Source organism: Methylocystis echinoides (assembly GCF_040687965.1).
GTDB lineage: Bacteria > Pseudomonadota > Alphaproteobacteria > Rhizobiales > Beijerinckiaceae > Methylocystis > Methylocystis echinoides_A.
Genome location: NZ_CP156084.1, coordinates 2,305,662 through 2,328,956, shown reverse-complemented (window position 1 = coordinate 2,328,956; position 23,295 = coordinate 2,305,662). Strand labels below are relative to the sequence as shown.

Below are 23,295 nucleotides of genomic sequence, written 5' to 3'. Positions count from 1 at the left end.
GATCATATACTTAGAGTGTCCCATCTTTACATCAAAGATGGGACACATGGGACAGAAGGCTTTGGAGCGGCGAGATGGCGGAACGCTGGTATGTGGTCGAGTGCTTCGAGGGCAAGGACAGGGAAGTCTACGGTCGCCTGGCGGCGCTTGGATTTGAGGTATGGCGGCCCGTGCTGAAGGTCCGCTCAGCATCGCGTTGGGAGGGCCGGCCGTTAGAGGCCAAGCAACGCCGGTCACGATACGTCGCGATCTTCGGGCGCTATCTCTTCATCCGGGTAGACATGAGCGATTCGGTTTACAGCGCCATCAAAGAACAGCCTGGCGTCGATGCTTGGCTCTGCTTTGCCGGATCGGATGAGCCGGCGACAGTCCCTGACGCGCTGATATTGCACTACCGCCAACTAAGGCTGGATCGCGCTGATGTATCAATTGTTTTCACTAAGGGCGACGTCGTTCGCGCCTTGCAGGGGCCGTTTGCAACCTTCCAGGGCGTCGTCAGTCGGGTTGACTCTCGAGGCGTGCTGTGTGTTGAAATGAGCATCTTCGGCAGACCGACGCCCATAATCTTTCCAGTCGGTCACGTCGAGCTCGTGGAGCATGGCCTACGGCTTCCGATCGGGCGCGACGTTAAGCAACGTCTGCAAAAGCGGGCGTGATGGCGAAGCTTGTCTAACATCATCTGAGCAACGGGCAGCGGCGCCGCGGCACGCCGCCCACGCCCGACATGGGCGCGTCTCCCCATAAGATCGCCCTATGGGTGACACTCATACGAGGCGTTTCCGGGTCCTTCCCGCCACTTACAACCACGGAGGAGGCGGGGTCCCGGGGGTGGAGGCGAAATCGTTATTTTCATTAGGGTTCGCAATAGTGGGGTTCGCGATCGCGCCCCGGTTCGCGATCAAGGTTCGCAATGCAGGCGATTGACGATCAGGATTGGATTGCGGTTGACGCCCTCGCTGATCGCTATGGCGTCTCCAAACGGGCAGTTCAAAAGCGCGTCGCCAAGTTTCGCGGCGCGGGCCGGTTGAGCGTTCGCCAGGACGGAAAATCGTTTTTGGTCCACGCCCCGACCTATCACCAGCTCGTCGCCGACACGCTCGATCCCGCGCAGGAATTGCGCAACCGCCACGTCAAGCGCCGCGCCGGCGAGGCGGTTGAGTCGCTCCCGATCGAGCCGCGCCAAGAGATCGGGCCTGAGCCGTCGCGCTTTAACGACGCCGCCGCCCGCGAGAAAAACGCCAAGGCGGAACTCGCCGAAATGCAGCTCGCCCAAAAGCGCGGCGAGCTGATCCCGGTCCGCGAGATCGAGGCGGCGGCGATCGAGACCGGAACCAAAATCACGCAGCGCCTTAACGCCATGAAAGCAGTTTCCGGCCGGCTCTACGCCGCAGCCAAGGGCGGCGAAGAGGCGCTGCATATCGAACTGCTCGCCGTCGTCAATGCGGCAATCGCCGCCGTCGGCGAAGACATGGCGCAGCTCGCCGCGCGCGGCGCGAAAGAAACCGACTAAGGCCCTTCCCGACCCATGGCTCACCCCTTTGCCTCGGCGCTCGCGATCATCGCGGGCGCGATCGCTCAAGCCGTCACGCCGCCGTCGACGCTCACGCCGACGCAATGGGCGGCGCAAAAGCTTGTCCTCGTAGAGGGGCCGCGCGCCGGCCAGATTTGGGACCCCGCCCAGGCCCCCTATATTTGCGCCATCCTCGACGGCGTTTTTTGTGGCCCTTACACCAAGGGAACCGTGCGCAAGTCGGCGCAAGTCGGCTATACGCAGGGCTTGACCGCGCTCGCCGGTTGGATTGTCACGCAAAGCCCGGCCCGCACGCTCATTGTGCTGCCGACGAGCGCCATGGCGCTTTCGCTCAACCGCGAGAAATTGCAGCCGGCCTTTGACTCGACGCCGGACCTCAAGCGCCGGCTGGCGGCGACCTCGGCCCGCGCGTCGATGGGCTCGTCGGCGCTCTATAAGGCGTTTCCAGGCGGCTCGATCTCGATCACCGGCGCGAATTCGGCGGCCGAGCTGCAAATGCGCACGATCAAATTTGCGCTCTGCGACGAGATCGACCAATGGCCGAAGGATTTGGAGGGCCAGGGCTCGCCCATGGCCATGGTGGACGGCCGTCAGATCGCCTTTCACGCAACGCGCGACTATCGCAAATTGCAGGGCGGCACGCCGACGTTGAAAGGCGCATCGCTCGTCGACGCGGAATTCGAGGCCGGCGACCAACGTTACCAGCGACTCCCCTGCCCCCATTGCGGCGAGCGCATACGCTTGCTCTTCGGCGGTTACGCCGACGAGGCCGGCGGAACCGGGCTGCGGTTCAATCGCAAGCATCCGGTCGACGCGCATTATGTGGCGCAATGCTGCGGCGTGCGAATTGAGCATTGGCAAAAGGCCGGGATGATCGCCGCCGCGCTCGATTTACCCGATTATGGCTTCGTCGCCGAAAAGCCTGAGCCGGGGCGCGCCCCGTCCTGGCATATCGACTCGATTTCGTCGAATTTTACGACTTGGGACAAGATCGCCGAAACCTATCTCGCCGCCGGCGACGATCCGCAAAAGCTCAAGAGCTTTTATAATCACTGGCTCGGCCTGCCTTACGAGGAAGCGAACGACATTCCCGATTGGGAGGCGTTGTTTCGCCGCCGCGAATCCTACGCCGAGCGGGTCATTCCGGCCGACGCCTTGCTCGTCACGATGGGCGTCGACGTGCAAAAGCGCGGACTTTATGTCGAGATCGTCGGCTGGACGCCCGACCGGCGCTCTTACACGCTCTTTGCGGCCTATCTGCGCGCCGGCGGCGGCGATCGGCTCGGCGATACCGCCGACCCCGAAGACATTTGCTGGAAGCGCCTCTCCGAATTGCACGGCGAGAGCCTCCCCGACGCCTTCGGCGGCAAGCGCCGGATCGACGCGACCGGCGTCGACTGCCGCTATAACGCGCCAGTGGTTTACGATTGGGTGCGCCGCCATCATAACGCCTATGCGATCCGCACCGAAGAGGGTTGGGGCCGCCCGGCGCTCTCGGCGCCGCAGCTCGTCGATTTCGACTGGCGGGGAAAGCGCGTTCGCAAGGGCGTCCAACAATGGAAAGCCGGCTCCTACAATCTCAAATCACGCTTTTTCGCCTATTTGAACCGCGAGACGACGATCGAAGGCGACGAGGCGCGCTCGCCAGGCGGCTTCTGCCATTTCGGGAGCTTTCTCGACGAAGCTTATTTTCGGCAAATCACCGCCGAGCATGTCGGGTTAGACAAAAAGGGCAATCGTGTCTGGAAAGCCCATTATGATGATAACCATTGGCTCGATTGCCGGGTTTTGAATATGGCGCTCGCCTTTGGCGCGCCGGTTTTCGACATTGGCAACCGTTCGGACGGCTTCTGGCGCGATCTCGCTTATGAGCGCGGCGCGGGAAGCGCGATCGCACCACTCTTGCGACCCCTCGGGCGAGCGACAAGCCAAGACGTTCCAGCAGAAGACGCGGCGGCGCAGGAAGCAAACCAACCGAACGTGGACGACCTGCCAGCAACCGGCTGGGGATTTACGGGGGGCGAATGGCTCTAACTGTCCAAGAAATCGACGCCCGCATCGCCCTTTTGCAAGAGGCGGTCGCTTCCGGCGAATTGACCGTCGAATATGACGGCCGCCGCGTGACCTACAAGGACACGAAAAGCCTAACCGACGCGATCAATTATTTCCAGCGCTTGCGCGCTCAGATTCCCTCGACGGGTCCGGCCCCGTCTAGCGCCGATCGCGGCTCTTACGCGTCATTCGTGCGGGACTAATGAGCTTCAAGCCCTCCTTTCTTGACCGCGCCTGGCTCGCCATCGCGCCTCAATCCGGCTTGCGCCGCCTCCACGCGCGGGCGGTCGCTTCGCAGCTTATGCGCGCCTATGACGGCGCGTCGCGTGATCGCCGGCTCGGCGGCTGGATCGCGACCGGGAATTCCGCGAACGCCGAGCTTTTCGGCTCGAACGAGCGCGTGCGCAATCGCGCCCGAGACTTGGAGCGCAATAACCGCGTCGTTTTCTCGGCGATTTCGCAGTTTTCGGGACAAGTCGTCGGAACCGGAATCACGCCGCGGGCGGTCGATCCAAGGAAAACCGTGCGCCAGGCCGCGAATGACGCCTGGGCGCGATTTGTCGACACGTGCGACCCCGAGGGCCAGCTCGACTATTATGGCCTGCAAGCGCTCGCCGCGCGCACAATGTTTCGCGACGGCGAGGTTTTCCGAGTCTGGTTGAAGGACGAAAGCGGCGTCGTCAACGGTCGTATCGTGCTGCGCGAGGCCGATTACCTCGACCAGACTCGCGATATTTTGACCGGCGCTGACGCCGAGAAAAATCTCGTCGTGCAAGGCGTCGAATTTGACGCATATGGACGGCGCGCCGGTTATTGGATGTTTCCAATTCATCCGGGCGAGTTGGGCTCGATCGCCATTGGTGGCCTGTTGCGCGGTCAATCTAAGCGCATGCCCGCCGAAGACGTTGACCATTTTTACCAGACCTTGCGTCCTGGCCAGACTCGCGGCGTTTCGTGGCTCGCGCCTTCGATTGTCGCCTTGCGCGGCCTCGACGACGTGACCGAGGCAATGATTTGGCGCAAGCGGATCGAGGCCTGCATCGGGCTCATGATCCGCTCGCCGGAATCACAAGGCTCAGTCCCAATTGTCGGGCAACAAAAAACCGACGCGCGCGGCCGAGTCGAAGAAACGATGGCGCCGGGCAAAATTTTGCGCTTTGGGCCTGGCGAAGAGGCCTCGACCCTCGACCCCTCGACCTCGGGAGACACGGTCGACTTTGTTCGCTCACAACTTTACGCCTTCTCGGCGACGACAGGGATTCCTTATCACGCCATCACCGGCGACGTGAGCCAGGCGAACTATTCCAGCCTGCGCGCCGCTACGCTCGCCGGGAATGTCTTGCTCGACGCCGTGCAATGGCTCGTTTTCGCCCAGCGAGAAAAGCGCGCATGGCGGCGCGTCATGCAGCGGGAGAGCCTGTTGCGCAATGAGCCGCGCCTCGCCGACGTGCGTTGCGAGTTTTCCATGCCGGTTCGCCCCTGGGTCGACCCGGTCAAGGAAATCACGGCAAAAATCATGGAAATTCGGGCCGGTTTGCAATCCCAGCCCGACGCGCTCGCCGAGCGCGGCCTGAATTGGGAGCAACAGCTTTCCGAGATCGAGGCTTTTCTCAAGGCTCTCGACCAGCCTGGCATCGTTCTCGACACAGATCCGCGCAGGATCAATCACTCGGGCGCTCTGCAAATCGCACAGGCCGCGCAAGGCGTCTCTGACGGCAATTCGCAAACTTAAAGCGGGGTTTTTCCATGCAACGCAGTAACGGCGCGGCTGGCCCGGAAGGGTTTCAGCCTGGCGGAACTTTGGCGCGCGAGCTGCGCTTTGCGCCGACGAGCTATGACGCAAAGACGAGGACGGTTCGCGGCGTCTTCGCCGCCGGCTCGCCTGTCCGCCGCTACGCTTATGTCGAGACGCTCAGCATGGACCCCGCTTCCGTCGATTTGACGCGGGTTGAGCAAGGGCAATGCAAGCTGCTCGACTCGCACAATTCCTATTCGATCGACGCAATTCTTGGCGTAGTCGAAGAGGCGAAGATCGAGGGCGGCCAACTCGTCGGCGTCGCCCGCTTCGCCGACACGGAAGCCGGGCGCAAGGCCGAGGGCATGGTCTCGCGCGGCGAGCTGACGGGCTTCTCTGTCGGCTACTCCGTCCAGAAATGGCTCAATATTTCTCAAGACGACACGGGGCTTGAAACCTGGCGCGCCGATCAGTGGGCGCTCTTAGAGGTGACGCTCTGCGCCGTTCCCGCCGATCCCGTCGCGACTGTCCGGGCAGTCGAGACAAACGGGCTTAACGCTCCCGGTTCGCAAGAAAGTGAGCAAGATATGACTCGATCCGCCCAGGCGGCGGCCGTTGCGGCGGCCGTCGAGAATCCGCCGGCCCCTGCCCCGGCCAATCTCGCGCCGGCCGCCCCCGCGAGCGAGGCGCGTTCCGCTGCGCCGGCTCCCGCGCCCGCCCCGGCGCCCGCCCCAACGGCCGAGAGCGACGCCCGCGCGTCGACGCTCAGCGCCGCCGACATTCGCGGCCTCCAGCGGCTCGCCGATGGCGCTGGAGGCGACGCGCGCAAGCGGGTCGACGGTTGGATCGACGAGGGCCTGACGCACGCGCAGATTTTCGACAATCTCACCCAGCATTTGGGCTCGCGCCAGGCCGACGCGCGCGAAATCGTGGTTCCCAATGCGCAGGTGACGCGCGACGAAGGGGACACGCTGCGCCGTGCGATCGAGTCGGCGATCACGCTCCGCGCGAATCCGCAGGCGTTTGACCGAAGCGCGCCGGAAGGCTGCGCGGCGATCGAGATGGCGAACGAATGGCGTGGCCACGACTCTATCCTCGCAATGTTCGGCGAATATGTTCACCGGACCCAGGGCAAGAGCGTTCGCACCTTGAACAAAATGGAGCGCGCGACGCTGGCGCTCGGCATGAACGATCCGGGGGTGCTTTATCGCGCGGGCCTGTCGACCTCTGACTTTTCGAACTTGCTGGCGAACGTCGCGTCCAAGCGGCTGCGCGACGCCTATTCGACCGCGCCGCAGCCTTGGCGCATGCTCGGCCGGCAGTCGAATTCGCCCGACTTCAAGTCGAAATCGGTGGTGGCACTCTCGGGCCTGCCGACCTTCGAAAAGGTTTTGGAGGGAGGCGAATTCAAATACGGGAAATTCTCGGATAGCGGCGAGACTTATGCGCTCGCCACTTACGGCAAGATCGTCCCTATCACGCGGCAAGCGCTGATTAATGACGATCTCGGCGCGTTCGATCGTATCCCGCGCCTCGTCGGCCGGGCTGCCGCCGAACTGGAGAATTCGGTCGTTTGGGGAATTTTCACCGCCAATGCGGCGCTTTCCGACACAGTCGCCCTTTTCCACGCCACCCATGCCAATCTCGGCACAGCCGCCGACGTGACGGAAACGTCGCTCGCCGAAGCCGAGAAACTCATGCTGGAGCAGCTCGACGCGGCGGGCCAACCCTATTCCGGGCTCATCCCGAAATTCCTCGTCGTGACGCCGAAACGCAAGGTTGCCGCGCAGAAGCTCTTGACCGCCGTCCAGGCGACCGCGACCTCCGGCGTCAACACCTTCGCCGGTCGAATGGAACTGATCGTTGAGGCGCGTCTCAAGCCTGCGACCGGCGCCGAGCCGTGGTTCGTTGTCGGCGATCCGAATGTGCTCGACACGTTCGAATTCGCGTACCTCGACGGCCAGGAAGGCGTTTACACCGAACAGCGCGTCGGCTTTGAGGTCGACGGGCTCGAGATCAAGGGCCGGCTCGATTTCGCAGCCAAGGCGATCGACTATCGCAACATGGTCAAGAACGCCGGGACCTAACCCCGCCACGGGATTAACCCCGCGCCCGCCGCCCAACTCGACGGCGGGCGTTCCTCGGCTTGAAAATCAGGAAGCAATCACATGGCGACGAATAGGATTCAGAAGGGCGACTCGCTCACCGTTCCGGCCCCTTACGATGTGGCCTCGGGCGCTGGCGCGCAGGTCGGCGGCATTTTTGGCGTGGCGCAGAACGCGGCGCTCTCCGGCGCCGACGTAGTGCTAGCGCGCGAAGACGTTTGGGAGCTGAAAAAGAACAGCGCTGAAGCATGGGCGGTTGGCGACCGCATTTATTGGGACAATACCAATAAGCAGGCGACTAGCTCGCCTGGCGCGAAGCCGGGGGCAAATATGTTTATCGGCTGGGCGACCGAGGTCGCGGCCAATCCGACTTCAACGGGTAAGGTTCTGCTCTCGGAGGGCGGAACGGGGCTGCGCCAAGTCGCGGGCCAGGCGACGACCGTCACGGCCGCCGACACGATCGCAACCGGCTTGTCGTCGGTCTTGGGCGTGATCGCCTCGCTTGATAGCGACCCTGGCGACGACCCTGAATGGGTTTCTGCGACGGTTGGCGATCAGAACGGCGCGCCGGTCGCTGGCTCTTTTATTCTCAAGACGTGGAAAAACACTGGCGGCACCGATCCGACGCCGGTCGCCGCGACGACCTTCTCGAAGAAGGTCAATTGGTTCGCCTGGGGCTATTAAGGGCGCGCCGTGTCGGATTTCGACCCGCTCGCCGCGAGAGCGCTTTCGAGCGCCTTCGCACGCTTCGGCAAGTCGGCGCAATATCAGCCGCTCGCCGGGGTACCCGTCTCTTGCCGCGTCGTTGAGCGACGAGACGACGAGCAATCCGTGCTAGGCGACACGCCGATCCTCGCGCCGCAACGCGTGCTGGAGGTTCGCGCCTCGGAAATCGCCAGGCCTGAAAAGGGCGCGCGGTTCCTCGTCGGCTCCTATCATTATGTCATTGTCGCGCAGCCGAGGCGCGACGATCCCGACGGGCTCGTTTGGACGTGTCTTTGCCGGCCCGATCCCGCTGACGGTTCGACCCCATGGCTCCCCTTACCTTAAGCGTCGACCCGAAAGAGATTGACGCCGCGCTCGACGCCGAATTCAAGGCTCTGTCGGGGCGTGTGCGCGCGGCGACAGAGAAAGCCGGCCGCGCCACGGTGCTTATCCCCGTGCGCGACGCCACGCGCCAGGTGCTCAAGTCGAGAAAGCTCCCGACGACATGGCGGGGACAAATCCAGCCGAAAGAAAGCAAGCCGACGCTGTCGCCGGCGTTTTTCACTTGGTCGAAAGCCCCCAAGATCATGGCGGCGTTTTCGGAAGGCGCGACGATCGCGCCGACGGGCGGGCGCCGGTATTTGTGGATTCCAACCGAAAACGTCCCGGTTACGAGCGGCGGATCGCGTCTCAAGCCCGCCGCCGTCGAGCGAAAATTCAAGGGCTTCACTTTCGCCCGCGCGCGCAACGGAAGCCTTGTCGCTTTGGTTATGGCGCGCCAAGGCTCGAAGCGCTCCAAAGCAAGGGGCCGGCCGCTCAAAACGACCTTCCGGCGCGCGACAAAGAAAGACCCTGGCAAGAAGGTCGCGATGTTTATTCTCGTGCGGAAAGTGCGGCTCAAAAAGCGTCTTGACGTCGCCTCGATCGCCAACGCCGCCGGCGCGCGCTTCGCCGTCGCTTACCAAAAGGCTGCGAACTCGCAATGACTGCCTCCGCGACAGAAGCCGCAATGCTCGCGCTGATCGGCGCCTTGAACGCCCCGGCGAGCCTGCCCGACGTGCGCCGCGATCCCGTCTTTGACGACGCCGTCGAATTGCTCGCCGGCGACCCCTCCATCGGGCGCATTCTCGTCGTGCGGACCGGCGACCCGGTTAGTACAGAGCGCGCTTTCGGCGCGCCGAGCGACCAAAAATTCGAACTCGTGCGCAATGTCGACGTCGAATTTTACGTCGCCGGCGCGGAAGGCTCGGCGCTTTTCACGAAATTCGACGACGACGTCTTGGCGATCTTCGCAGCGATCGAAGCCGATCCGACGCTCGGCGGCGTCGTCTCGATTGCCGAGGTCGTCGACCAGCCGGAGATTTCGGCCGAGGGGATCGGCTCGATCGCCTTTCGAACTGCGCTCATTCGCGTGCAACTCACTTACGTTTCGCCGAGGGCCTACTAATGACAGAACCGAAGAAACAACCGCCCGCGCCTGCGCCCTCCTCCGCGCCCATCGCGACGGGCTATCTCGTCGTGACCGACGACGTCGGTCGGTATCGCAAGGGCCAGGTTCTCCCCAACGCCCCGGATCTTGTCGAAGAGCTTCACGGGAATTTTCGCCACGCGACGGAATTCGATCTCGGCGTCGCCGGGATCATGACGCGCTAATAGGAGCTTCGAAGACATGGCGACCTCTGCAATTGCGCTCGGCCAGCTCGCGAGAGCGGCCTTTGCGACGGAATCCGGCTCCTATGGGACGCCGGCCGCCGGCTCCTATCGTTACGCGCATTACTACAAAGCCAATTTGCGCGAGACGAAACCGATCGAGAGCGACCCGATCATCGGCTCGGGCCTCAATAACTATCGCGACAATGGCGACGTCGCGCCGACCTTGAGCGAGCATGGCGGCTCGCTCGAGTTGCCGCTCTGCCTCAATCAAATCGGCGATTGGCTGCGGCTCGTCTTCGGCGCGCCCGCGACGAGCGGCGCGACCAATTTCACGCATGTCTTTTCGTCCGGCGCTTTGACGCTTCCCTCGGCGACGATCGAACTCAATCCGGCGACGAACGATTTCCGCCAGCATGTCGGTTGCGCGGTGCGCTCGATGAAGCTCGACCTCGCCGACGCCCCCGGTTATCAGCGCGTCATGCTCGATATGCTGGGCTATGGCGAAAACATGCTCGGATCGACCGGCGCCGGAACGCCGGCGGCTGGGAAAACCTACGATCCGCAGGGCGCGGCGCTCGCCGAGGTTTTGCTCGGCGGCGCGGCGGTCGGCGTCTTGATGGCGGCGAGCCTCACCTATGAGACGGGCCTCATTCAAGATCGCTATATCGACGGTTCGGGCAAATTCGGCGGGGCTGTTCTGGCCGAGCAAGCGCAATTCTTTGGCGACTTGCGGGTGCGCTATACCGGGCCGACGCTTGACGCCGCTGCGCTCGCGGGAACCTCACAAGCGCTGCAAATCCGCTTCGTCAAGGGCGCGAACAATTCGATTTCCTTCGACGCTCCTTCGTGCATCCTCGGCCGCGCCGGCGTCGCGATCGAGGGGCCGGGCGGGATCGAGCAAACGCTCCCGTTCCGTTGCAAGCAAACCAGCGGCGCAGCCATGCTCGCCGTTACCCTCAAAAACCAGATCGCGACCTATCCGGCATGATAAAACTCGGCACCGCTCCCAAAGAGCCCTTGCGCCTTCCCCTTGGCGCAGGGGCGGTTATCACCTATCGCCCCATGACGGCGATCGACCGCGAGGCGGCGCTTGCTGCTTCCCGGCGCTTTTTCGAGGAAGCGAAGGCGGGCCTCGCCGCCTTTTCGCGCTATGGCGTCGAGACAAAGTCGGAATGGGCCGAGGACAGCGACTTGACGCTCGGCGTCGCGTCGCTCGTCAATCTCGTTGAAATGGCTCTGCGCGTCTTTGTGTCTTGGGAAGGCATTGGCGACGCCGACGGCAAGCCCTTGCCGTTGACGCGCGAGAACATCGCCGCGCTTTTGCGCGAGCCGCTTTACAATACGATCGTCCAAGAGGCCATCACGCGGCCCGCCCTCGAAATGGACCTTGAGGGAAACGGGTTCGCGCCCTCGCCGAATGGCGCGCGGGAGGGGGCGGCGACTACTGCGCAGGATGCGCCAGACTCCGCGCGCCTTGCGCCGACGGAAAGCCCGGCGCCAACGGCAAGCGCTGCCCGGAGCGCGAGCGGCCCTTGAGCGTCGAGGGCGAGATCGCCCTCGCGCTCGTCTTTCGGCCCGGCCTCATTCGCCGCGCCGGCATGGCCGGCGTCGCGGTCGGGATCGACTATCAAGGGGCGCTCGCCCTGGCGCCGCCCCAATGCGATCGGGAGGCGCTCGCTTTCTTGCTGATGCGCGCCGAAGACGGCCTGCTGGCCGGATTCCGTAGAGCGGAAAATGACCATGGCGGCAAATAGCGTCACCATTCGCCTTGGCGTCGACGGAAACGTCAAGGTTGAAGCGGCGATCAAGAAAATTGGCGAAACGACCAAGCGCCAGTTTGACGACGCCTCGAAATCGGTCGGCCTGGCGCGCCACGAGATGATAAATCTCGGCCGCCAGGCGCAAGACATCGCCGTCTCGCTCGCCGGCGGCCAGTCGCCGCTTATGGTGCTGATGCAGCAAGGAACGCAGGTCGCCGACATTCTCGGGACTGCGAAGGGCGGCGCCGGCGCGGCGGTCGCCGATTTGGGCTCGCGGCTCGCCTCGCTCGTGACGCCGGCGCGCGCCGCCGGCGCGGCGATCGCCGGCGCGAGCGCAGTCGCCGTCGAGGGGCTCTTACGATGGCAGCGGGCGCAAGACGCGCTCACCGTCTCTTTGAACGGGTTGGGGCGCGCCTCGGGCCTCACGATCGGCCAGGTTAACGCCGTCGCCGGCCGGTCGGCCGCCGCCTCCGGCATGTCGATTAACGCCGCCCAGGGGCTCGCCGCGCAATTCCTCGGGGCGGGCGTTCCCGGCGGCGCGCTTGGCGGCGCGATTGGCGTCACGCGCGACTTTGGGCGAAAGCTCGGGCTCTCCCAAGAGGACGCGGCCGGAACGCTCGCCCGCGCCCTCGCCGATCCCGCCAAGGGCGCACAGGAGCTTGCCGATAAATTCGGGCTCCTGACGCGCGCGCAGCGGCTCCAGATCGAGCAAACCGCCGGCATGGGCGATAAGGCCGCCGCCGCCGCGAAGCTCGTCGAGACGCTCCGCAGCCGCCTCGCCGAGCTAGAGGACCCGACATGGCGCCTCTCGCGCATTTTCGAGGACATGGGCGCGCGCGTGTCGAATTTCGTGACACGCACCGGCGAGGGGCTCGCCGGCCAGCCGAGCGCCGAGACTGTCTTCGGCCGCATGCGGCGGGCCTCGGGCGCGCAGCAACAGGCCTTGCGCGACAATGCGACCGATCGGCTCTCGGCCTTGCTCAATCTCGCTCAGGACGCCGAGCTGGCGTCGAAGGCGATTACCGCGACGACCTACGCCGAGCGCGAGGCAGTGCTCATTGAAAAGGCCCGCGTCGAGGCGCTGCGCGACTCCGCGAACGCGCTCAAGATCAATACGCAGGCCGAGGCCGAGCGCACGCGCATGCTCGCCGAGGCGACGGCGAAGGCCGAGGAATATTCGCGCCAGGCGGCGCGCACGATCGCGGGCTTCGGCAAGACTTCATACGAGCGCGGCCTTCTGCAAATTCGCCAAGAGCGCGACGACATGCTGCGCCAGGTCCCGGTCGACGCCGCTGCGCCGGCGCCGCGACCGCGCCGGGCGGCCGCCGCGCGCGGCCCGTCGCAGATGGACATTCTGCAAGACGAGCTGGCGCGGCGCGGCCTGGAGCCGACGCAAGCCAATTTCCAGCGTTTAATTGACGAGGGCGTCGGCGGCCGCATCGGGAGGGGCGTTATCCCGATCGACGAGCCGGCCGCGGCGCCGGCGCGATCCGCCGGCGGCGGCGGCCTGTCGCGGCGCGTGCGCGCCAGCTCCGGTGGCCTGGAGGCGGCCTATACGGCGGAAGCCCAGGCCGCGCCGCTGCGCCAGGCTAACGACGATTTGGCGATCTATAACCGGCTCCTCGACGCCCAGGCCGCAGCCTTCGGCAAGTCGGCGGGCGAGGCGGCGCGGCTGCAAAGAGAGCAAGAGCTGCTCAATCAATACACGCGCGAACATATCCCGATCACGAGCGACATGCGGGCGCAGATCGCGCAGACGGCCGAGGAATGGGGTCGCTATGTCGAAAGGCTGCAACGCATCCAAGAGAAAAACGCCGAGCTGATCCAAAGCCTCGACCAGGTTCGGGGGACCGCTTCTTCGGCGCTCTCGTCTTTCGTCGGCGATCTCGTGCGCGGCGAAAGCGCCGGCGCGGCCCTCAACCGCGTTCTCGATCAAATCTTGCAAACCGCAATCAATATCGCCGCGCAGAAATTGACGGAAGGGCTTTTCGGCAAGGCCGGGACCAACGGCTCGGACAGCGTCGGCGGCGGCTTCCTGGGCAGTCTCTTCTCGGCGGCGAAATCGCTTTTCCCCTTCGCCGAGGGCGGCGTCATGACCGGCGCCGGCCCCTTGCCCCTCAAGCGCTATGGCTTCGGGGGCGTCGCCAATACGCCGCAGTTCGCCATGTTCGGCGAGGGCTCGCGTCCCGAGGCTTATGTCCCCTTGCCCGACGGCCGCTCGATTCCCGCCGTCGTCGATCTCAAAGGCCTTAGCCAAGAGTCGGCGCCGCGCATCTCGATCCAGAATTATGCCGGCGTGAATGTCGAGTCGCGCGTCACCCGCGCCGAAATCCGCTTCATGATCCGCGAAGAGCAAAACCGCTTCGCCGATCGCCTGCCACGCATGTTTACAGCCTATGAAACCGGCCAGCCATGAGGGACCCGCGCTATAAGCTCTGGCCGAAAGAGCTGCGGCCGCGCGACGTGACGCCGGCCATGGTCGACCCGACGATCTCGGGCGGGCCGACGATTTCGAGCGCGCCGCAGCTCGTCGCCTCGGCGAGCGGGAGATGGCGGCTCGTTTATCACGAGGTGCGCTTTCGCGAAGAAAACATCCTCAAGGCGCGCGCCTTGCTCGCCTATCTCGCGCGATCGGGGAGACTCTACGTCGGCCCCATGAACGGGATTTATTCGCCGGCGGGGCGCGCCAATGTCGCGACGCCGACGCTCGCGCAATTTTCAAACGGCTATAAGCTGTCGAGCGGCTATAAGCTCGCGCAACGCATTTGGGATTGCACGCTCGACGACGACGTCAAAGCGGGGGACGTGCGAATCCCGGTCAATAACTCTCCGACCGCGCCCTTGAGCGCGGGCGACTATTTCGAAATCGAGGGTCGCTTGCATGTGATCCAAGAAATCCGCGGCGACAAATGGACGATTTGGCCGGAGCTTCGCGCCGATTACACTTTCGGAACCGTCCTCGAAATCGACGATCCGCGCATGCTTGCCCGCCTCGACCCCAAAAGCCAGGCGCTTGCCTGTCAAATGCAGCTTGGTTGGACCGGGCTTGCGACGTTCGAATTTCTCGAAGAGCGTTGGTGAATGCCGCAACCGCCCCTCGCCTTTTCCGCAACCGCGCAAGCGCTTCTCGACGAACATGTCGTGCGCGCGGTCTATGGCGTCAAAATCGAGATGGCGTCGGAAACCGTCTATCTCTGCCAGGGCGATTCCTTTGTCGATCGCGTCGGGCAACGCTGGCTCGGTCTCGGGATTTTAGGCGCGATCTCCGGTTTGCAGGTCGGCCCCGAGGCGGCGACGTCGCCCCTCGAATTGACGCTCTCCGGCCTTGTCGGCGACGAGAAAAGATTTCAAAGCGTCTATGCGCCGATCCGCCGCGCGATCGCGGACAGTCATGCGGAGATCGTCGGGGCGACGGCGACGGTCTATGCGCTCATCTTCGATCGCACGCTCGGCCGTGCCATCGACTTTCCCTACATGCTGCAAATCTACCAGCTCGGGCGGCCGTCGCTGCAATATGAGAACGGCGAAATCACCTTTACCGTCGTCGGCGAGCCGCTCTTTGGCGGAAAGCATATTCCGCCGCTCAATCTCGTGAGCGACGCCGATCAGCAAGCCAAATATCCCGGCGACCGGATTTTCGAACGCATCGGCTGGAAAAAGACCGTCGTCACGCAATGACGCCCGATCCCATTTCCTTCGCCCGCGGCTGCGGAACAAAGGGGCCTTGCGCGCAATTTGTTGTTCAATGGCTTTTCATCCACGGCCTTTCAGGCGGGCCATCCACGCGTGAGATTTACCGCGACTGGCGGCGGCTCGGCGTCGAGGCCGGCGTCTCTTCGTGGTGCGAAAAGCTGGGGCTCACGCCCTGCGCGCCGCAGCCGCATGCAATTGCGCTCGCGCGCCAACCGCAAGACGCTGAAGATCCATTGCTCGGGATTTTGACCGAGGACGGGCTCTTCGTGACGCGCAGCTTTGCGAAGGTTCTCATTGTGCGCGACGTAGATATCGTGAAGGCCTGGCGTGTCTAAGATCGCTTCAAGCTTCTTCGGCGTCTTCGGCGCCGTTGCGTCCTTCATGGGCTTCCCGGCGGTCGCGCTCGCAATGTTCGGCGCGCAAGCCGGCGTCGGCTATCTGACGCGAAGGAAGCAACGCACCGGCGACCAGCCGATTTCGCACCAGGCTCCGCCGCCGGACTATAAGGTCGCCGTCGAGCATCCGATCGCCCCGCGCGTCTATTCATACGGACTTGTACAAAACCCAGGCGCCTTCTTCTGGAAGGAAGCTGGCCCGGCAAAGATAAATCTCACCTATGGGCTTTATCTTTGCGACGGGCCGATCTCCGGCATGGTTTCGATTAGCTGCGACGACGAGCTGATTGACTGGGTGAATTCCGCGACGCTGATCGCCCCGACGGCGCCGGACGCCGGCGCCATATGGGGGCCGAACGGCGGCACGAAATATGTGCAATGGTCCGCCGGCGTCTTTGGTCCTCTGGTCTTTGTCGAGATTTGCAACGCAAAGGCCGACGGCACGCGTTCCTATTTGCTTGGCACATTCCAGTCATCGGGAACGGTTTGGGGCGTCAATGCCTATGATATTGGCATGCTCGGCTTTTGGGACGATTCGCACAGGGGGAAAGGCGCCACCTGCGCCTATGCCTGGGCCTATTTCGCGTCCGTCTATAATGGCGCCAACCGCCAGCAATATTACCCGAACAATTGGCCGCTCTATAATTTCGTCTATCGCGGCGCGCCGGTTTACGATCCGCGCGAGCCTGGGCAAACCGAGTTAGAGAACGGGGCTTATTCGCTCTACAATTCGACATGGAAATGGAGCGAAAACCCGGCGCTGATCGCCGCGGATTATATCAATCGCCTTATTCAAAGCGGACAAACCGCCATCAAGGGAATTGATTGGGCGTCGATCGCCGAAGCCGCCGACGACTGCGACAGGCTTGTGCCGTGCTTCATTCGTAGCTTTGGCGACGGCGGCCTGTGCTATGAGCCGTTCGCGCGCATGAGCGCCAATGTTTCGCTCGATCTCGAGCCCCGAGACGTGCTGGCGAAAATCATGGCGGTCTGCGACGGCGCCTACGGGCTCGATCAGCGCGGCTTCTTTTCCATGTGGATCGGCAAATGGGAGGAGCCGAACGTCGTCTTTACCGATCGCGACGTCGCGACGTTTCAGGAGGAATTCGGCGCGGCGATCAGCGAGGAATCCAACTATTTCAACATCACCTACACCGAGCCGCGCCAGCGCTATTCGCCGGTCCAGGCGCCCGTTTACGAGGACGTCGAGTCGCAAGCCAAGATCGGCCGGCGGCCGACAAGCATTCAGCTCGACTATTGCCCGTCGCCGGCGCAGGCCTGGCGCATGGTGCGCCGCCACGCGCTGCGCGAAAGCCGGCGGCGTCGCATAACCGTTCGCTTAGGCGCGCGCGGCGTTCTCGCCATGGGCCAGCGCGTCGTCGGGCTTGATTGCCGCAAGTTTCAGATCGTCGGCACATTCCGGCTCGTGCAATTGAAGCCCGGCGCGTCGCTCGCGGATTGGACGGCGCATCTCGTCGAGATCGAGGAAAATATTTTCAGTGATCCCGCGCCGCCGCCGGACCCGGTCAAGAATTTTGAAGTCGTCAAAGCGCCGACGCTTCCCCAGCCGGTCCCGTTTCTGTCGGCCGTCTATGACGAAGAGACGGGCGGCGCCGCCATTCGGATCGACTATGCGCAAAAGACGTCGGTTGGCGGCCTGATCGTCAATCCGCTCGTCTATCTCGTCGTCGATCCTAACCTCATGTGGGACGCGCGTTATTCGACCGACGGCGGGACGAATTGGCGGCAAGTCAATGTGCTGATTTCGCAATTCACGGTGCAAACGCCCGTGCTCCCCAAAGGAACGACGGTCACGGTGCAAGCCCGCTACATTCCCAACAATGGGACGCCGGGCTCCTGGGGATCGTCGGTCGCAATCACAATCTAAGAGCTAACGCGAGGCTGAAATGGCCGATATTGACGGCGCCTTCAATAATGCCTTCCCGCTCGTCGGTGACGCGGACATTGATCTAATCCGCGAACTCGGCTTTGTTATCGAGGACTTTCTCGCCGCCCCCTATCGGGTTAACGCCGAGCCAGACATTGCGCCGAACGTGCCTGACGGCACGGTCCAGCATTGGCAATCGAGCGACAACTACAATAAGAATCTCTTGGTCTTCGACGGCTTTACCGAGCCGCCCGAGATATGGTTGCGCTACGCGGACGGTTGGGCCGGCGGTCCTGGCGCGACCTTCAGTGGCGATGTTATCGGCCGCTTGGTTCTGTCCGGCTATTACACGACGGGGGGCGCGGCCTACGCCTTGCGTCCGACGTCGCTGCGCGCCGAGGCGACCGAAAACTGGTCCTCGACGTCACAGGGCTCGCGCGCCGTCATTGCGACGACGCCCAACGGGACGGCGACGCCGGTCGACGCGCTCTTTGTCGATCAGGACCAATCGGTTCTCGCTAAAGGCGGGATCGGATATGTCTCGGGCAAGGGCGCCGGCGGAACCGTCACGCAATTGACCAGCCGCACGACCGGCGTCACCCTCAACGCGAAGAGCGGGCGCATTACACTCTTTTCCGGGGCCGGCTCGTCGGCCGGACAAACTTTCGCGCTCACGAATAACAAGATCAAGGCGACGAGCAATCTGAATATGAACATCGCCGGAAATCCGGCGGGCGTCTATTATTTCGGCGTGAAGATCCAGGCGGGCGTCGCCCAAATCACGGTTTTCAACCCCGGCAACAATAACGAGCAACCCGTGTTGCAGTTCGCGGTTATCGAAACTGCCTTTGACTAGCCCATGCCCTTGACGCGCGCGCAATTTCTCGCCGAGGCGGCGCGCGCCTTTGCGGCCGCGAAGACGCTGCAAGAGCTGGATGCCGCCTGGCGACGAAGCGTCGCTGGCGTCTATCCGTGGCTCTGCGGCGAGCTGCGCGTCAAGGTCGAACAGCTTCACGCCCGGCGGCTTCTAAGCCTCGCATTCGCGCTCGATTAGCGCGCCTTTTTCCGCTCACAAACCAAAGGCAGAAAAGATGAAAATGAGCGCGGCCGGCCGCGCGCTGCTCATACAGCGCGAGGGTTTCAAGACGAAGGCCTACACGGACACGAAGGGCATTTGGACGATCGGCGTCGGCCACACGGCCGCCGCCGGCCCGCCGTTCCCGGCGCCGGGAATGACGATCACTCGCGCCCAGGTCGACGAAATCCTGGCGAAGGATTTGCCGCACTATGAGCAGCTCGTCGAACGGAACGTCCGCGTTCCGCTGACGCAAGGGCAATTCGACGCGCTCGCTTCGCTCGCCTTCAACATCGAGGCGGCGGTTTCGCAGAAGTCGACAGTCGTCAAACGGCTCAACGCCGGCAATTATCGCGGCGCCGCCGACGCCATCCTCATGTGGAACAAGCCCCGGGAGATTCGCAAGCGGCGCCTGGGCGAGTATCGGCAATTCCTCGCGGCGACGTCGGCGGAAGCGCCTGGCGCGCCGGTGCGCTTCGTGGCGACAGAGGAGATGCACGAGGGCGAGAGCGTCTCGCTCGACTATCTGCGCGCGGCCGGTTCGCGCACGGTCACGGCCGCCGACAAGATCAAATCCGGGGCGCTGACGATCGGCGTAGGCGACGCCCTCGACATGGCGACCCAGGCCAAGGGCTACGCCGACCAGGCGCGAGACCTCGCCCAGGGTTGGGATTCGGGCGCGCCGATTTCCGAGCTGATCGCGACCTATTCGCCGCTTCTGCTCGGGATCGGCGCCGGCCTGGTGATCGCCGCCCTCGCCTATCTCGCCTATCGGGCGGCGCAGCGCATTCAAGCGGCGCGCCTCGAGGACGCCCTGCTCATGACCGAGGTCGCGGTCTAAATGGGCGCGCTCTCGATCCTCTCGGCGGCCTGGTCGCTTGCAAGCTCGCGTATCGGGCTTGCGGCGATCGGTGGCGCGCTGTGCTTCGCCTGGGGCCACCATCGAGCCTCGAGCGCCTGCGACGCGCGTGAGGCTGCCCGCGAGGCCGCCAGCCTCCGCGCTCAAATCCAGGAGCGCGCCCGCCAGGCCGCGGCCGCCGACGCCATCGCCGCCCAGGATCGCCAGCGCGCCCAGGCGGCGGCCGGCGCGGCCGCCGCGATGCAGGCCGAAATTGACCGTCTGCAAGCCGACCTCGCCGCTCAGGCGGCGTCCAATCACAAGAAAGACGCGCCCTATGCCCAGCCGAAGCCGAAAGCCGTTGTCGTCGACGCTTGCGCTCTTGACGCCGCTTTTGCTCGCCGCGTGCGCCGGCTCGACGCCGCCGGAAAGCGTTAGGCCGGCGCTGCCGCCGCTCGCCCCCTCGTGCAAGGGGGCCGAGCTGCCCGAGCCGACGCCGGGTAAGGACGCGCGCGTCTTCGCCCTCCAGAACCGGGCGGCGGCGATCAAGGCCAATCACGGGGTCGAGAATTGCCAGGCCTTCTATTCGAGCGTGCGCCGGGACTTCTCGGCGACCCCTTAAGCGGCCTACGCCGCCGCAACGCAATCCGTCGGGCGCGCCTGCCGCGCCCGGCGCCGGCGTCTCCCTCGCCGGTGGATTTTTGGCGCGCCTGGGAGCAGCTCGAGGAGCTGGAGGCGTGCGCGGAGAGGGAAGAAACAATGGCGCAAATTGACGATCTCAAGTCGGCCATGGACCGGCTCATCACGGCGAATCGCCAGCTCGTGTCGGCGGTCGGGGCGATCCGCCAGCACAATGGGAATCTGGCGGCGCAGCTCGCCGCGCAGCCGGACCCGGCGGCCGTGCAAGCCATGATCGTCGAGGCGACGGCCGCCGCCGACGAGGCCGAGCGCGCGCTGGCCCCGCCAGCGCCCGAGGAGCGCCCGTCGTGATCGTTGGCCTCAAGATCCTCGGGACGGCGGCGGCGCTGTATCTGTTTCCTGCCGAAAGCGCTTGGCCGCCGCCCTGGGCGGGCTGGGCGCGCCTCGCCGCGCTCATTGTTGCCTGGACGGCGATCTGGGCGTGAACCTCCGACGACAAGCGAGACACGCGGGCATTGAGTCCTGCCCGCGCGCCTCTGGCCGCCAGAATGTGGCCGCTTCTGACGGTTGCGCCAGCTTTTGGCCAAACCCCTTAATTTTCTGTCATGGGTTCGAAAATGCCGACACCGCAGCATCATTTGCACAATGCAGTAGAAACTTTCGCGAGCCCGGCGGCCGAGAAAATCGGCTACATCGTGGCGGGAGGCATGATCACCACGCCGCTTTGGCGAGACAGATTGCACGATTGGGCTGGCATCGCGACTGACGTCGCACCCTTTCTGGGCTGTGCGTGGCTCGCAATGCAGATGACCTTTAAGATTCTCGACCGACGGCGGGTCCGCCAGGGAATGAAGCACAAAAATGGCTAAAATCGACAAGCACGACACTTGCCGTGTCAAGAGCAATGCGGGGCTACAGAAGCGCCAAAGGTTATTCATGGCAGTCACAGGCCTCGCTCCTCGAGGCACTGTGACTGCCACGGTGAGATTAGTTGCAGGTCTTCCCCGAAGCCGTTTCAGCCCGCATCTTTGCTTCGGCGTATTTATTTGCTCCTAGGCCAATTACGATCACACACTGATCCCCACACTTAAAATTATATGGTGGGCAGTCCGCAGGGGGACACATCCCGCCGTAACCCGCACTAACTTTCAAACAGGGTTTCTCTTTTGGATCATCATCACTGATCGTCAGTAAACGCAGTAACGACGATGCAGATCGCCGGTCTTTACCTTGTCCAAACATTTTTATTAATCTCGTGACTTGCTCTACCGGGCTTGGGGGCTTGAATAAAAGCTGAAAGCAACCGTTTTCTGTGCCAACGATAGCATCATCCTTGCTAGTAACGATATTAGTTACTCGACCACCATATTGATCATTTATGACGCGATCCGATATCTGTAAGAGAGCGAGCTCTCCCGTGAAATCGACCGAGTATGCGTCGCTGCTCTTCTTTCGAATGTTACCGCTCAAAATTTCAGGCACATGAAGCCAGAGCATCCGATTAGAGTTATCTCCCGCCTGGATTGTCGATGGCTTTCCTTCGTTAATGAGCTTATCTTTATCGACGTATGTTGTTCCCCTCAATCCAACGGATGGGTCGCTCGTCATATCAAATATTTGCCCCAGTCTAGAAGGGGTGATCTCGAAAGGTTGCCTGCGTAGTAGCTCCTGCTGCAGTTTCTGGAGTTGGCTCAATCGCTTTTCGCCAAGGTAAGTGACAGGAAGGCATAGTGGACTTGCAGCGTCACATTCTGACCTGCAATTCGGCCCCTCGGAGGCAGCGACTTGCCCAAAATCGACAGTCTCCTCAGGTATAGACGAAAGTTGTGCACTCAAACTATTGCTGACACTAGGCGCTGGCGATAACAGATCTGCAGCAAAAGATGGTTTAGTCGCGAGAAACTCTGAAAGAACGGCTTGAAGGAAGATACTCTGAAAGAACCAGACTGAGCTAGCGGGAGCGTTTAGCAGGTTTCTCCCCTGTCGTATAGCATCGGTTGCGCCATTCCCTAGGCAAGGATAGTATTCAGCGCCAGTCGGGATGCTATCAACATAACTAATCAAAGGGCTATTGCCTCCCGTGATCGGAGGCGTGTTCTTATTTGCAAATCTAACGAGAGTCACTCCGGGACGAGAGTTCAACTCGACCGTCGCAAAATAGTCGCCCACGCCCGGCGGATGAGTAACCTCGATTGGTGAACCAGGCGAAACCGCTAGCAAGCTTCCCGTTGGTGCGCTTCCCCATAGGGCGGGATTGAACCCCGAAGCCGAACATGCGAAAGCATCCATTCCTACCGCAGGAGAACCCAAAGCCTGCCGGAAACGAGGCAGCAAGTAACCGAACGTAGTTGTCATTCTAGAAACGACTACATCGTCGACTTGAGTGACCAAAATCTTGGATTTGTCGGATCCAACATAATAGGGCCACACGAATAGTAGTTTCCCCCCCGGAAATATCCCTCCCGGAATGTCGGCCAACTTTACCAGAATCGAGCTTTTCGCGAGTTCACGCCCGAAGTCCATCAATGAATATAAATAAAACCCGTACTTAAGCATGCCTTGGCCAGCCTCAGTTGGTGCTTCCTCCCATCGAATTCGCAGCAGGCAATCCGGGTTCACACTTTCTGCACAACAATTCGATACGTCGATCGGCTGACCCGTACAAATCTTGGTAGGAGCAGGGTACGGTTTTTCTATATTTGCAATTGTTGCAGCTTGAAGTGTTTTTACCTGCTCCGGAGGTGTTTGACCAGGTTTAGGGTTATATAATACTAATTTACTTATCTTCTTATCAATAGTTTTATCGGTATCGACAGTTTTCAGATACGCGAACCTATCCTGCATAAGAGCCCAAGCGACCAAAATAGGGTCTGCAGCTTTCAACAACTCTGGTTCGTTGCTTACGGCCTCACTGATACCTCGATTCTTATTTTCTTGCCTGAATTCTTCCCCGCTAGCGGACTGACAAAATAGCAACGTTATAGCCAAAAACGTGCCTGCCTTTCGTGACATTTCTCTTCTCCCTTAAATTGGTTGTTAACGGCAGCCTAATGGTCAGCCAATCGAGGACTGCAGCGCGAAAAGGAATAAGGGAATTGACAGTCGCTGCAGACCCGCGCACGAACTCACGGCGAAGCGCGTTTTTTCTGCCCACCGCCTCGTAAGGGCAGAGAAGGGAACGCTACACCGGCAGAACGCGCAAATTAGGTTTGCAAGCTACGAACAG

Annotated in this window: 28 protein-coding genes; 27 read left to right on the top strand and 1 reads right to left on the bottom strand. The window is 62.6% G+C overall.

Features of this window, described 5'->3' with window-relative positions; translation table 11 throughout:
- Window positions 1–74 precede the first annotated feature (74 nt).
- The 27 genes from RVU70_RS11380 (at window position 75) to RVU70_RS11250 (ending at window position 20,938) form a co-directional block, all read left to right on the top strand.
- Entirely contained in the window at window positions 75–656 is a 582-nt protein-coding gene (locus tag RVU70_RS11380; RefSeq protein WP_363346311.1) for a transcription termination/antitermination protein NusG, read from the top strand.
- 254 nt (window positions 657–910) lie between these two features.
- On the top strand, window positions 911–1,510 hold the full coding sequence (locus RVU70_RS11375) for a hypothetical protein (RefSeq protein WP_363346309.1): 600 nt from the start codon (window positions 911–913) through the stop codon (window positions 1,508–1,510).
- A gap of 15 nt (window positions 1,511–1,525) precedes the next feature.
- The gene (locus tag RVU70_RS11370) at window positions 1,526–3,565 is read left to right on the top strand and encodes a terminase gpA endonuclease subunit (protein ID WP_363346307.1); all 2,040 of its coding nucleotides are present in this window, start codon (window positions 1,526–1,528) and stop codon (window positions 3,563–3,565) included.
- A complete protein-coding gene (locus RVU70_RS11365) occupies window positions 3,556–3,786 on the top strand; it encodes a phage head-tail joining protein (RefSeq protein ID WP_363346305.1) in 231 nt (76 codons plus the stop codon). The genes RVU70_RS11370 and RVU70_RS11365 overlap by 10 nt, the downstream gene beginning before the upstream one ends.
- Window positions 3,786–5,315: a phage portal protein gene (locus tag RVU70_RS11360; protein WP_363346303.1), complete on the top strand. Its 1,530-nt coding sequence runs from the start codon at window positions 3,786–3,788 to the stop codon at window positions 5,313–5,315. Before RVU70_RS11365 ends, RVU70_RS11360 begins: the two co-directional genes overlap by 1 nt.
- Before the next feature lie 14 nt (window positions 5,316–5,329).
- Window positions 5,330–7,405, top strand: a complete 2,076-nt coding sequence (locus RVU70_RS11355; RefSeq protein ID WP_363346301.1) for a prohead protease/major capsid protein fusion protein — start codon at window positions 5,330–5,332, stop codon at window positions 7,403–7,405.
- A gap of 81 nt (window positions 7,406–7,486) precedes the next feature.
- On the top strand, window positions 7,487–8,107 hold the full coding sequence (locus tag RVU70_RS11350) for a DUF2190 family protein (protein WP_363346299.1): 621 nt from the start codon (window positions 7,487–7,489) through the stop codon (window positions 8,105–8,107).
- A 9-nt stretch (window positions 8,108–8,116) separates the two neighbouring features.
- On the top strand, window positions 8,117–8,473 hold the full coding sequence (locus RVU70_RS11345; RefSeq protein WP_363346297.1) for a hypothetical protein: 357 nt from the start codon (window positions 8,117–8,119) through the stop codon (window positions 8,471–8,473).
- On the top strand, window positions 8,455–9,114 hold the full coding sequence (locus RVU70_RS11340) for a DUF6441 family protein (protein WP_363346296.1): 660 nt from the start codon (window positions 8,455–8,457) through the stop codon (window positions 9,112–9,114). The genes RVU70_RS11345 and RVU70_RS11340 overlap by 19 nt, the downstream gene beginning before the upstream one ends.
- Window positions 9,111–9,575 (top strand): hypothetical protein, encoded by a 465-nt coding sequence (locus tag RVU70_RS11335; RefSeq protein ID WP_363346294.1) that lies wholly within the window; start codon window positions 9,111–9,113, stop codon window positions 9,573–9,575. Before RVU70_RS11340 ends, RVU70_RS11335 begins: the two co-directional genes overlap by 4 nt.
- A complete protein-coding gene (locus tag RVU70_RS11330) occupies window positions 9,575–9,781 on the top strand; it encodes a hypothetical protein (protein ID WP_363346292.1) in 207 nt (68 codons plus the stop codon). Before RVU70_RS11335 ends, RVU70_RS11330 begins: the two co-directional genes overlap by 1 nt.
- Before the next feature lie 16 nt (window positions 9,782–9,797).
- Window positions 9,798–10,769 (top strand): phage tail tube protein, encoded by a 972-nt coding sequence (locus RVU70_RS11325; RefSeq protein WP_363346290.1) that lies wholly within the window; start codon window positions 9,798–9,800, stop codon window positions 10,767–10,769.
- 29 nt (window positions 10,770–10,798) lie between these two features.
- Complete coding sequence (locus RVU70_RS11320; protein WP_363346288.1) at window positions 10,799–11,317, top strand: hypothetical protein; 519 nt, start codon at window positions 10,799–10,801, stop codon at window positions 11,315–11,317.
- Window positions 11,314–11,535 (top strand): hypothetical protein, encoded by a 222-nt coding sequence (locus RVU70_RS11315; protein WP_363346286.1) that lies wholly within the window; start codon window positions 11,314–11,316, stop codon window positions 11,533–11,535. Before RVU70_RS11320 ends, RVU70_RS11315 begins: the two co-directional genes overlap by 4 nt.
- Window positions 11,516–13,957, top strand: coding sequence for a phage tail length tape measure family protein (locus RVU70_RS11310; protein ID WP_363346285.1), 2,442 nt, complete (start codon window positions 11,516–11,518; stop codon window positions 13,955–13,957). The genes RVU70_RS11315 and RVU70_RS11310 overlap by 20 nt, the downstream gene beginning before the upstream one ends.
- Entirely contained in the window at window positions 13,954–14,622 is a 669-nt protein-coding gene (locus tag RVU70_RS11305) for a hypothetical protein (protein WP_363346283.1), read from the top strand. The genes RVU70_RS11310 and RVU70_RS11305 overlap by 4 nt, the downstream gene beginning before the upstream one ends.
- Window positions 14,623–15,219 carry a hypothetical protein gene (locus RVU70_RS11300; RefSeq protein ID WP_363346281.1) on the top strand — a complete coding sequence of 199 codons (597 nt, stop codon included), beginning with the start codon at window positions 14,623–14,625 and terminating at the stop codon, window positions 15,217–15,219.
- Window positions 15,216–15,569: a hypothetical protein gene (locus RVU70_RS11295; RefSeq protein ID WP_363346279.1), complete on the top strand. Its 354-nt coding sequence runs from the start codon at window positions 15,216–15,218 to the stop codon at window positions 15,567–15,569. Before RVU70_RS11300 ends, RVU70_RS11295 begins: the two co-directional genes overlap by 4 nt.
- Complete coding sequence (locus RVU70_RS11290; protein WP_363346277.1) at window positions 15,562–17,517, top strand: phage tail protein; 1,956 nt, start codon at window positions 15,562–15,564, stop codon at window positions 17,515–17,517. Before RVU70_RS11295 ends, RVU70_RS11290 begins: the two co-directional genes overlap by 8 nt.
- A gap of 19 nt (window positions 17,518–17,536) precedes the next feature.
- Window positions 17,537–18,373, top strand: a complete 837-nt coding sequence (locus RVU70_RS11285) for a hypothetical protein (RefSeq protein WP_363346275.1) — start codon at window positions 17,537–17,539, stop codon at window positions 18,371–18,373.
- 3 nt (window positions 18,374–18,376) lie between these two features.
- Window positions 18,377–18,571, top strand: a complete 195-nt coding sequence (locus RVU70_RS11280; protein ID WP_363346273.1) for a hypothetical protein — start codon at window positions 18,377–18,379, stop codon at window positions 18,569–18,571.
- Window positions 18,572–18,614: 43 nt separating this feature from the next.
- Window positions 18,615–19,433, top strand: coding sequence for a lysozyme (locus tag RVU70_RS11275; protein WP_363346271.1), 819 nt, complete (start codon window positions 18,615–18,617; stop codon window positions 19,431–19,433).
- Entirely contained in the window at window positions 19,434–19,868 is a 435-nt protein-coding gene (locus RVU70_RS11270) for a hypothetical protein (protein WP_363346269.1), read from the top strand.
- Entirely contained in the window at window positions 19,825–20,052 is a 228-nt protein-coding gene (locus RVU70_RS11265; protein WP_363346267.1) for a hypothetical protein, read from the top strand. The genes RVU70_RS11270 and RVU70_RS11265 overlap by 44 nt, the downstream gene beginning before the upstream one ends.
- A 137-nt stretch (window positions 20,053–20,189) precedes the next feature.
- Complete coding sequence (locus tag RVU70_RS11260) at window positions 20,190–20,420, top strand: hypothetical protein (protein WP_363346265.1); 231 nt, start codon at window positions 20,190–20,192, stop codon at window positions 20,418–20,420.
- On the top strand, window positions 20,417–20,554 hold the full coding sequence (locus RVU70_RS11255; protein WP_363346263.1) for a hypothetical protein: 138 nt from the start codon (window positions 20,417–20,419) through the stop codon (window positions 20,552–20,554). Before RVU70_RS11260 ends, RVU70_RS11255 begins: the two co-directional genes overlap by 4 nt.
- 132 nt (window positions 20,555–20,686) lie before the next feature.
- Window positions 20,687–20,938 carry a hypothetical protein gene (locus tag RVU70_RS11250; RefSeq protein WP_363346261.1) on the top strand — a complete coding sequence of 84 codons (252 nt, stop codon included), beginning with the start codon at window positions 20,687–20,689 and terminating at the stop codon, window positions 20,936–20,938.
- A gap of 118 nt (window positions 20,939–21,056) precedes the next feature.
- Here RVU70_RS11250 and RVU70_RS11245 read toward each other — a convergent pair whose 3' ends face one another.
- The gene (locus RVU70_RS11245; RefSeq protein WP_363346259.1) at window positions 21,057–23,081 is read right to left on the bottom strand and encodes a hypothetical protein; all 2,025 of its coding nucleotides are present in this window, start codon (window positions 23,079–23,081) and stop codon (window positions 21,057–21,059) included.
- Window positions 23,082–23,295: the final 214 nt, after the last annotated feature.

Bases quoted from the DNA above. Each gene is read 5' to 3' on its own strand.
- RVU70_RS11380 (WP_363346311.1), top strand. From the start codon at position 75: ATGGCGGAACGCTGGTATGTGGTCGAGTGCTTCGAGGGCAAGGACAGG.
- RVU70_RS11375 (WP_363346309.1), top strand. From the start codon at position 911: ATGCAGGCGATTGACGATCAGGATTGGATTGCGGTTGACGCCCTCGCT.
- RVU70_RS11370 (WP_363346307.1), top strand. From the start codon at position 1,526: ATGGCTCACCCCTTTGCCTCGGCGCTCGCGATCATCGCGGGCGCGATC.
- RVU70_RS11365 (WP_363346305.1), top strand. From the start codon at position 3,556: ATGGCTCTAACTGTCCAAGAAATCGACGCCCGCATCGCCCTTTTGCAA.
- RVU70_RS11360 (WP_363346303.1), top strand. From the start codon at position 3,786: ATGAGCTTCAAGCCCTCCTTTCTTGACCGCGCCTGGCTCGCCATCGCG.
- RVU70_RS11355 (WP_363346301.1), top strand. From the start codon at position 5,330: ATGCAACGCAGTAACGGCGCGGCTGGCCCGGAAGGGTTTCAGCCTGGC.
- RVU70_RS11350 (WP_363346299.1), top strand. From the start codon at position 7,487: ATGGCGACGAATAGGATTCAGAAGGGCGACTCGCTCACCGTTCCGGCC.
- RVU70_RS11340 (WP_363346296.1), top strand. From the start codon at position 8,455: ATGGCTCCCCTTACCTTAAGCGTCGACCCGAAAGAGATTGACGCCGCG.
- RVU70_RS11335 (WP_363346294.1), top strand. From the start codon at position 9,111: ATGACTGCCTCCGCGACAGAAGCCGCAATGCTCGCGCTGATCGGCGCC.
- RVU70_RS11330 (WP_363346292.1), top strand. From the start codon at position 9,575: ATGACAGAACCGAAGAAACAACCGCCCGCGCCTGCGCCCTCCTCCGCG.
- RVU70_RS11325 (WP_363346290.1), top strand. From the start codon at position 9,798: ATGGCGACCTCTGCAATTGCGCTCGGCCAGCTCGCGAGAGCGGCCTTT.
- RVU70_RS11310 (WP_363346285.1), top strand. From the start codon at position 11,516: ATGACCATGGCGGCAAATAGCGTCACCATTCGCCTTGGCGTCGACGGA.
- RVU70_RS11305 (WP_363346283.1), top strand. From the start codon at position 13,954: ATGAGGGACCCGCGCTATAAGCTCTGGCCGAAAGAGCTGCGGCCGCGC.
- RVU70_RS11300 (WP_363346281.1), top strand. From the start codon at position 14,623: ATGCCGCAACCGCCCCTCGCCTTTTCCGCAACCGCGCAAGCGCTTCTC.
- RVU70_RS11295 (WP_363346279.1), top strand. From the start codon at position 15,216: ATGACGCCCGATCCCATTTCCTTCGCCCGCGGCTGCGGAACAAAGGGG.
- RVU70_RS11285 (WP_363346275.1), top strand. From the start codon at position 17,537: ATGGCCGATATTGACGGCGCCTTCAATAATGCCTTCCCGCTCGTCGGT.
- RVU70_RS11280 (WP_363346273.1), top strand. From the start codon at position 18,377: ATGCCCTTGACGCGCGCGCAATTTCTCGCCGAGGCGGCGCGCGCCTTT.
- RVU70_RS11275 (WP_363346271.1), top strand. From the start codon at position 18,615: ATGAGCGCGGCCGGCCGCGCGCTGCTCATACAGCGCGAGGGTTTCAAG.
- RVU70_RS11270 (WP_363346269.1), top strand. From the start codon at position 19,434: ATGGGCGCGCTCTCGATCCTCTCGGCGGCCTGGTCGCTTGCAAGCTCG.
- RVU70_RS11260 (WP_363346265.1), top strand. From the start codon at position 20,190: ATGGCGCAAATTGACGATCTCAAGTCGGCCATGGACCGGCTCATCACG.
- RVU70_RS11250 (WP_363346261.1), top strand. From the start codon at position 20,687: ATGCCGACACCGCAGCATCATTTGCACAATGCAGTAGAAACTTTCGCG.
- RVU70_RS11245 (WP_363346259.1), bottom strand. From the start codon at position 23,081: ATGTCACGAAAGGCAGGCACGTTTTTGGCTATAACGTTGCTATTTTGT.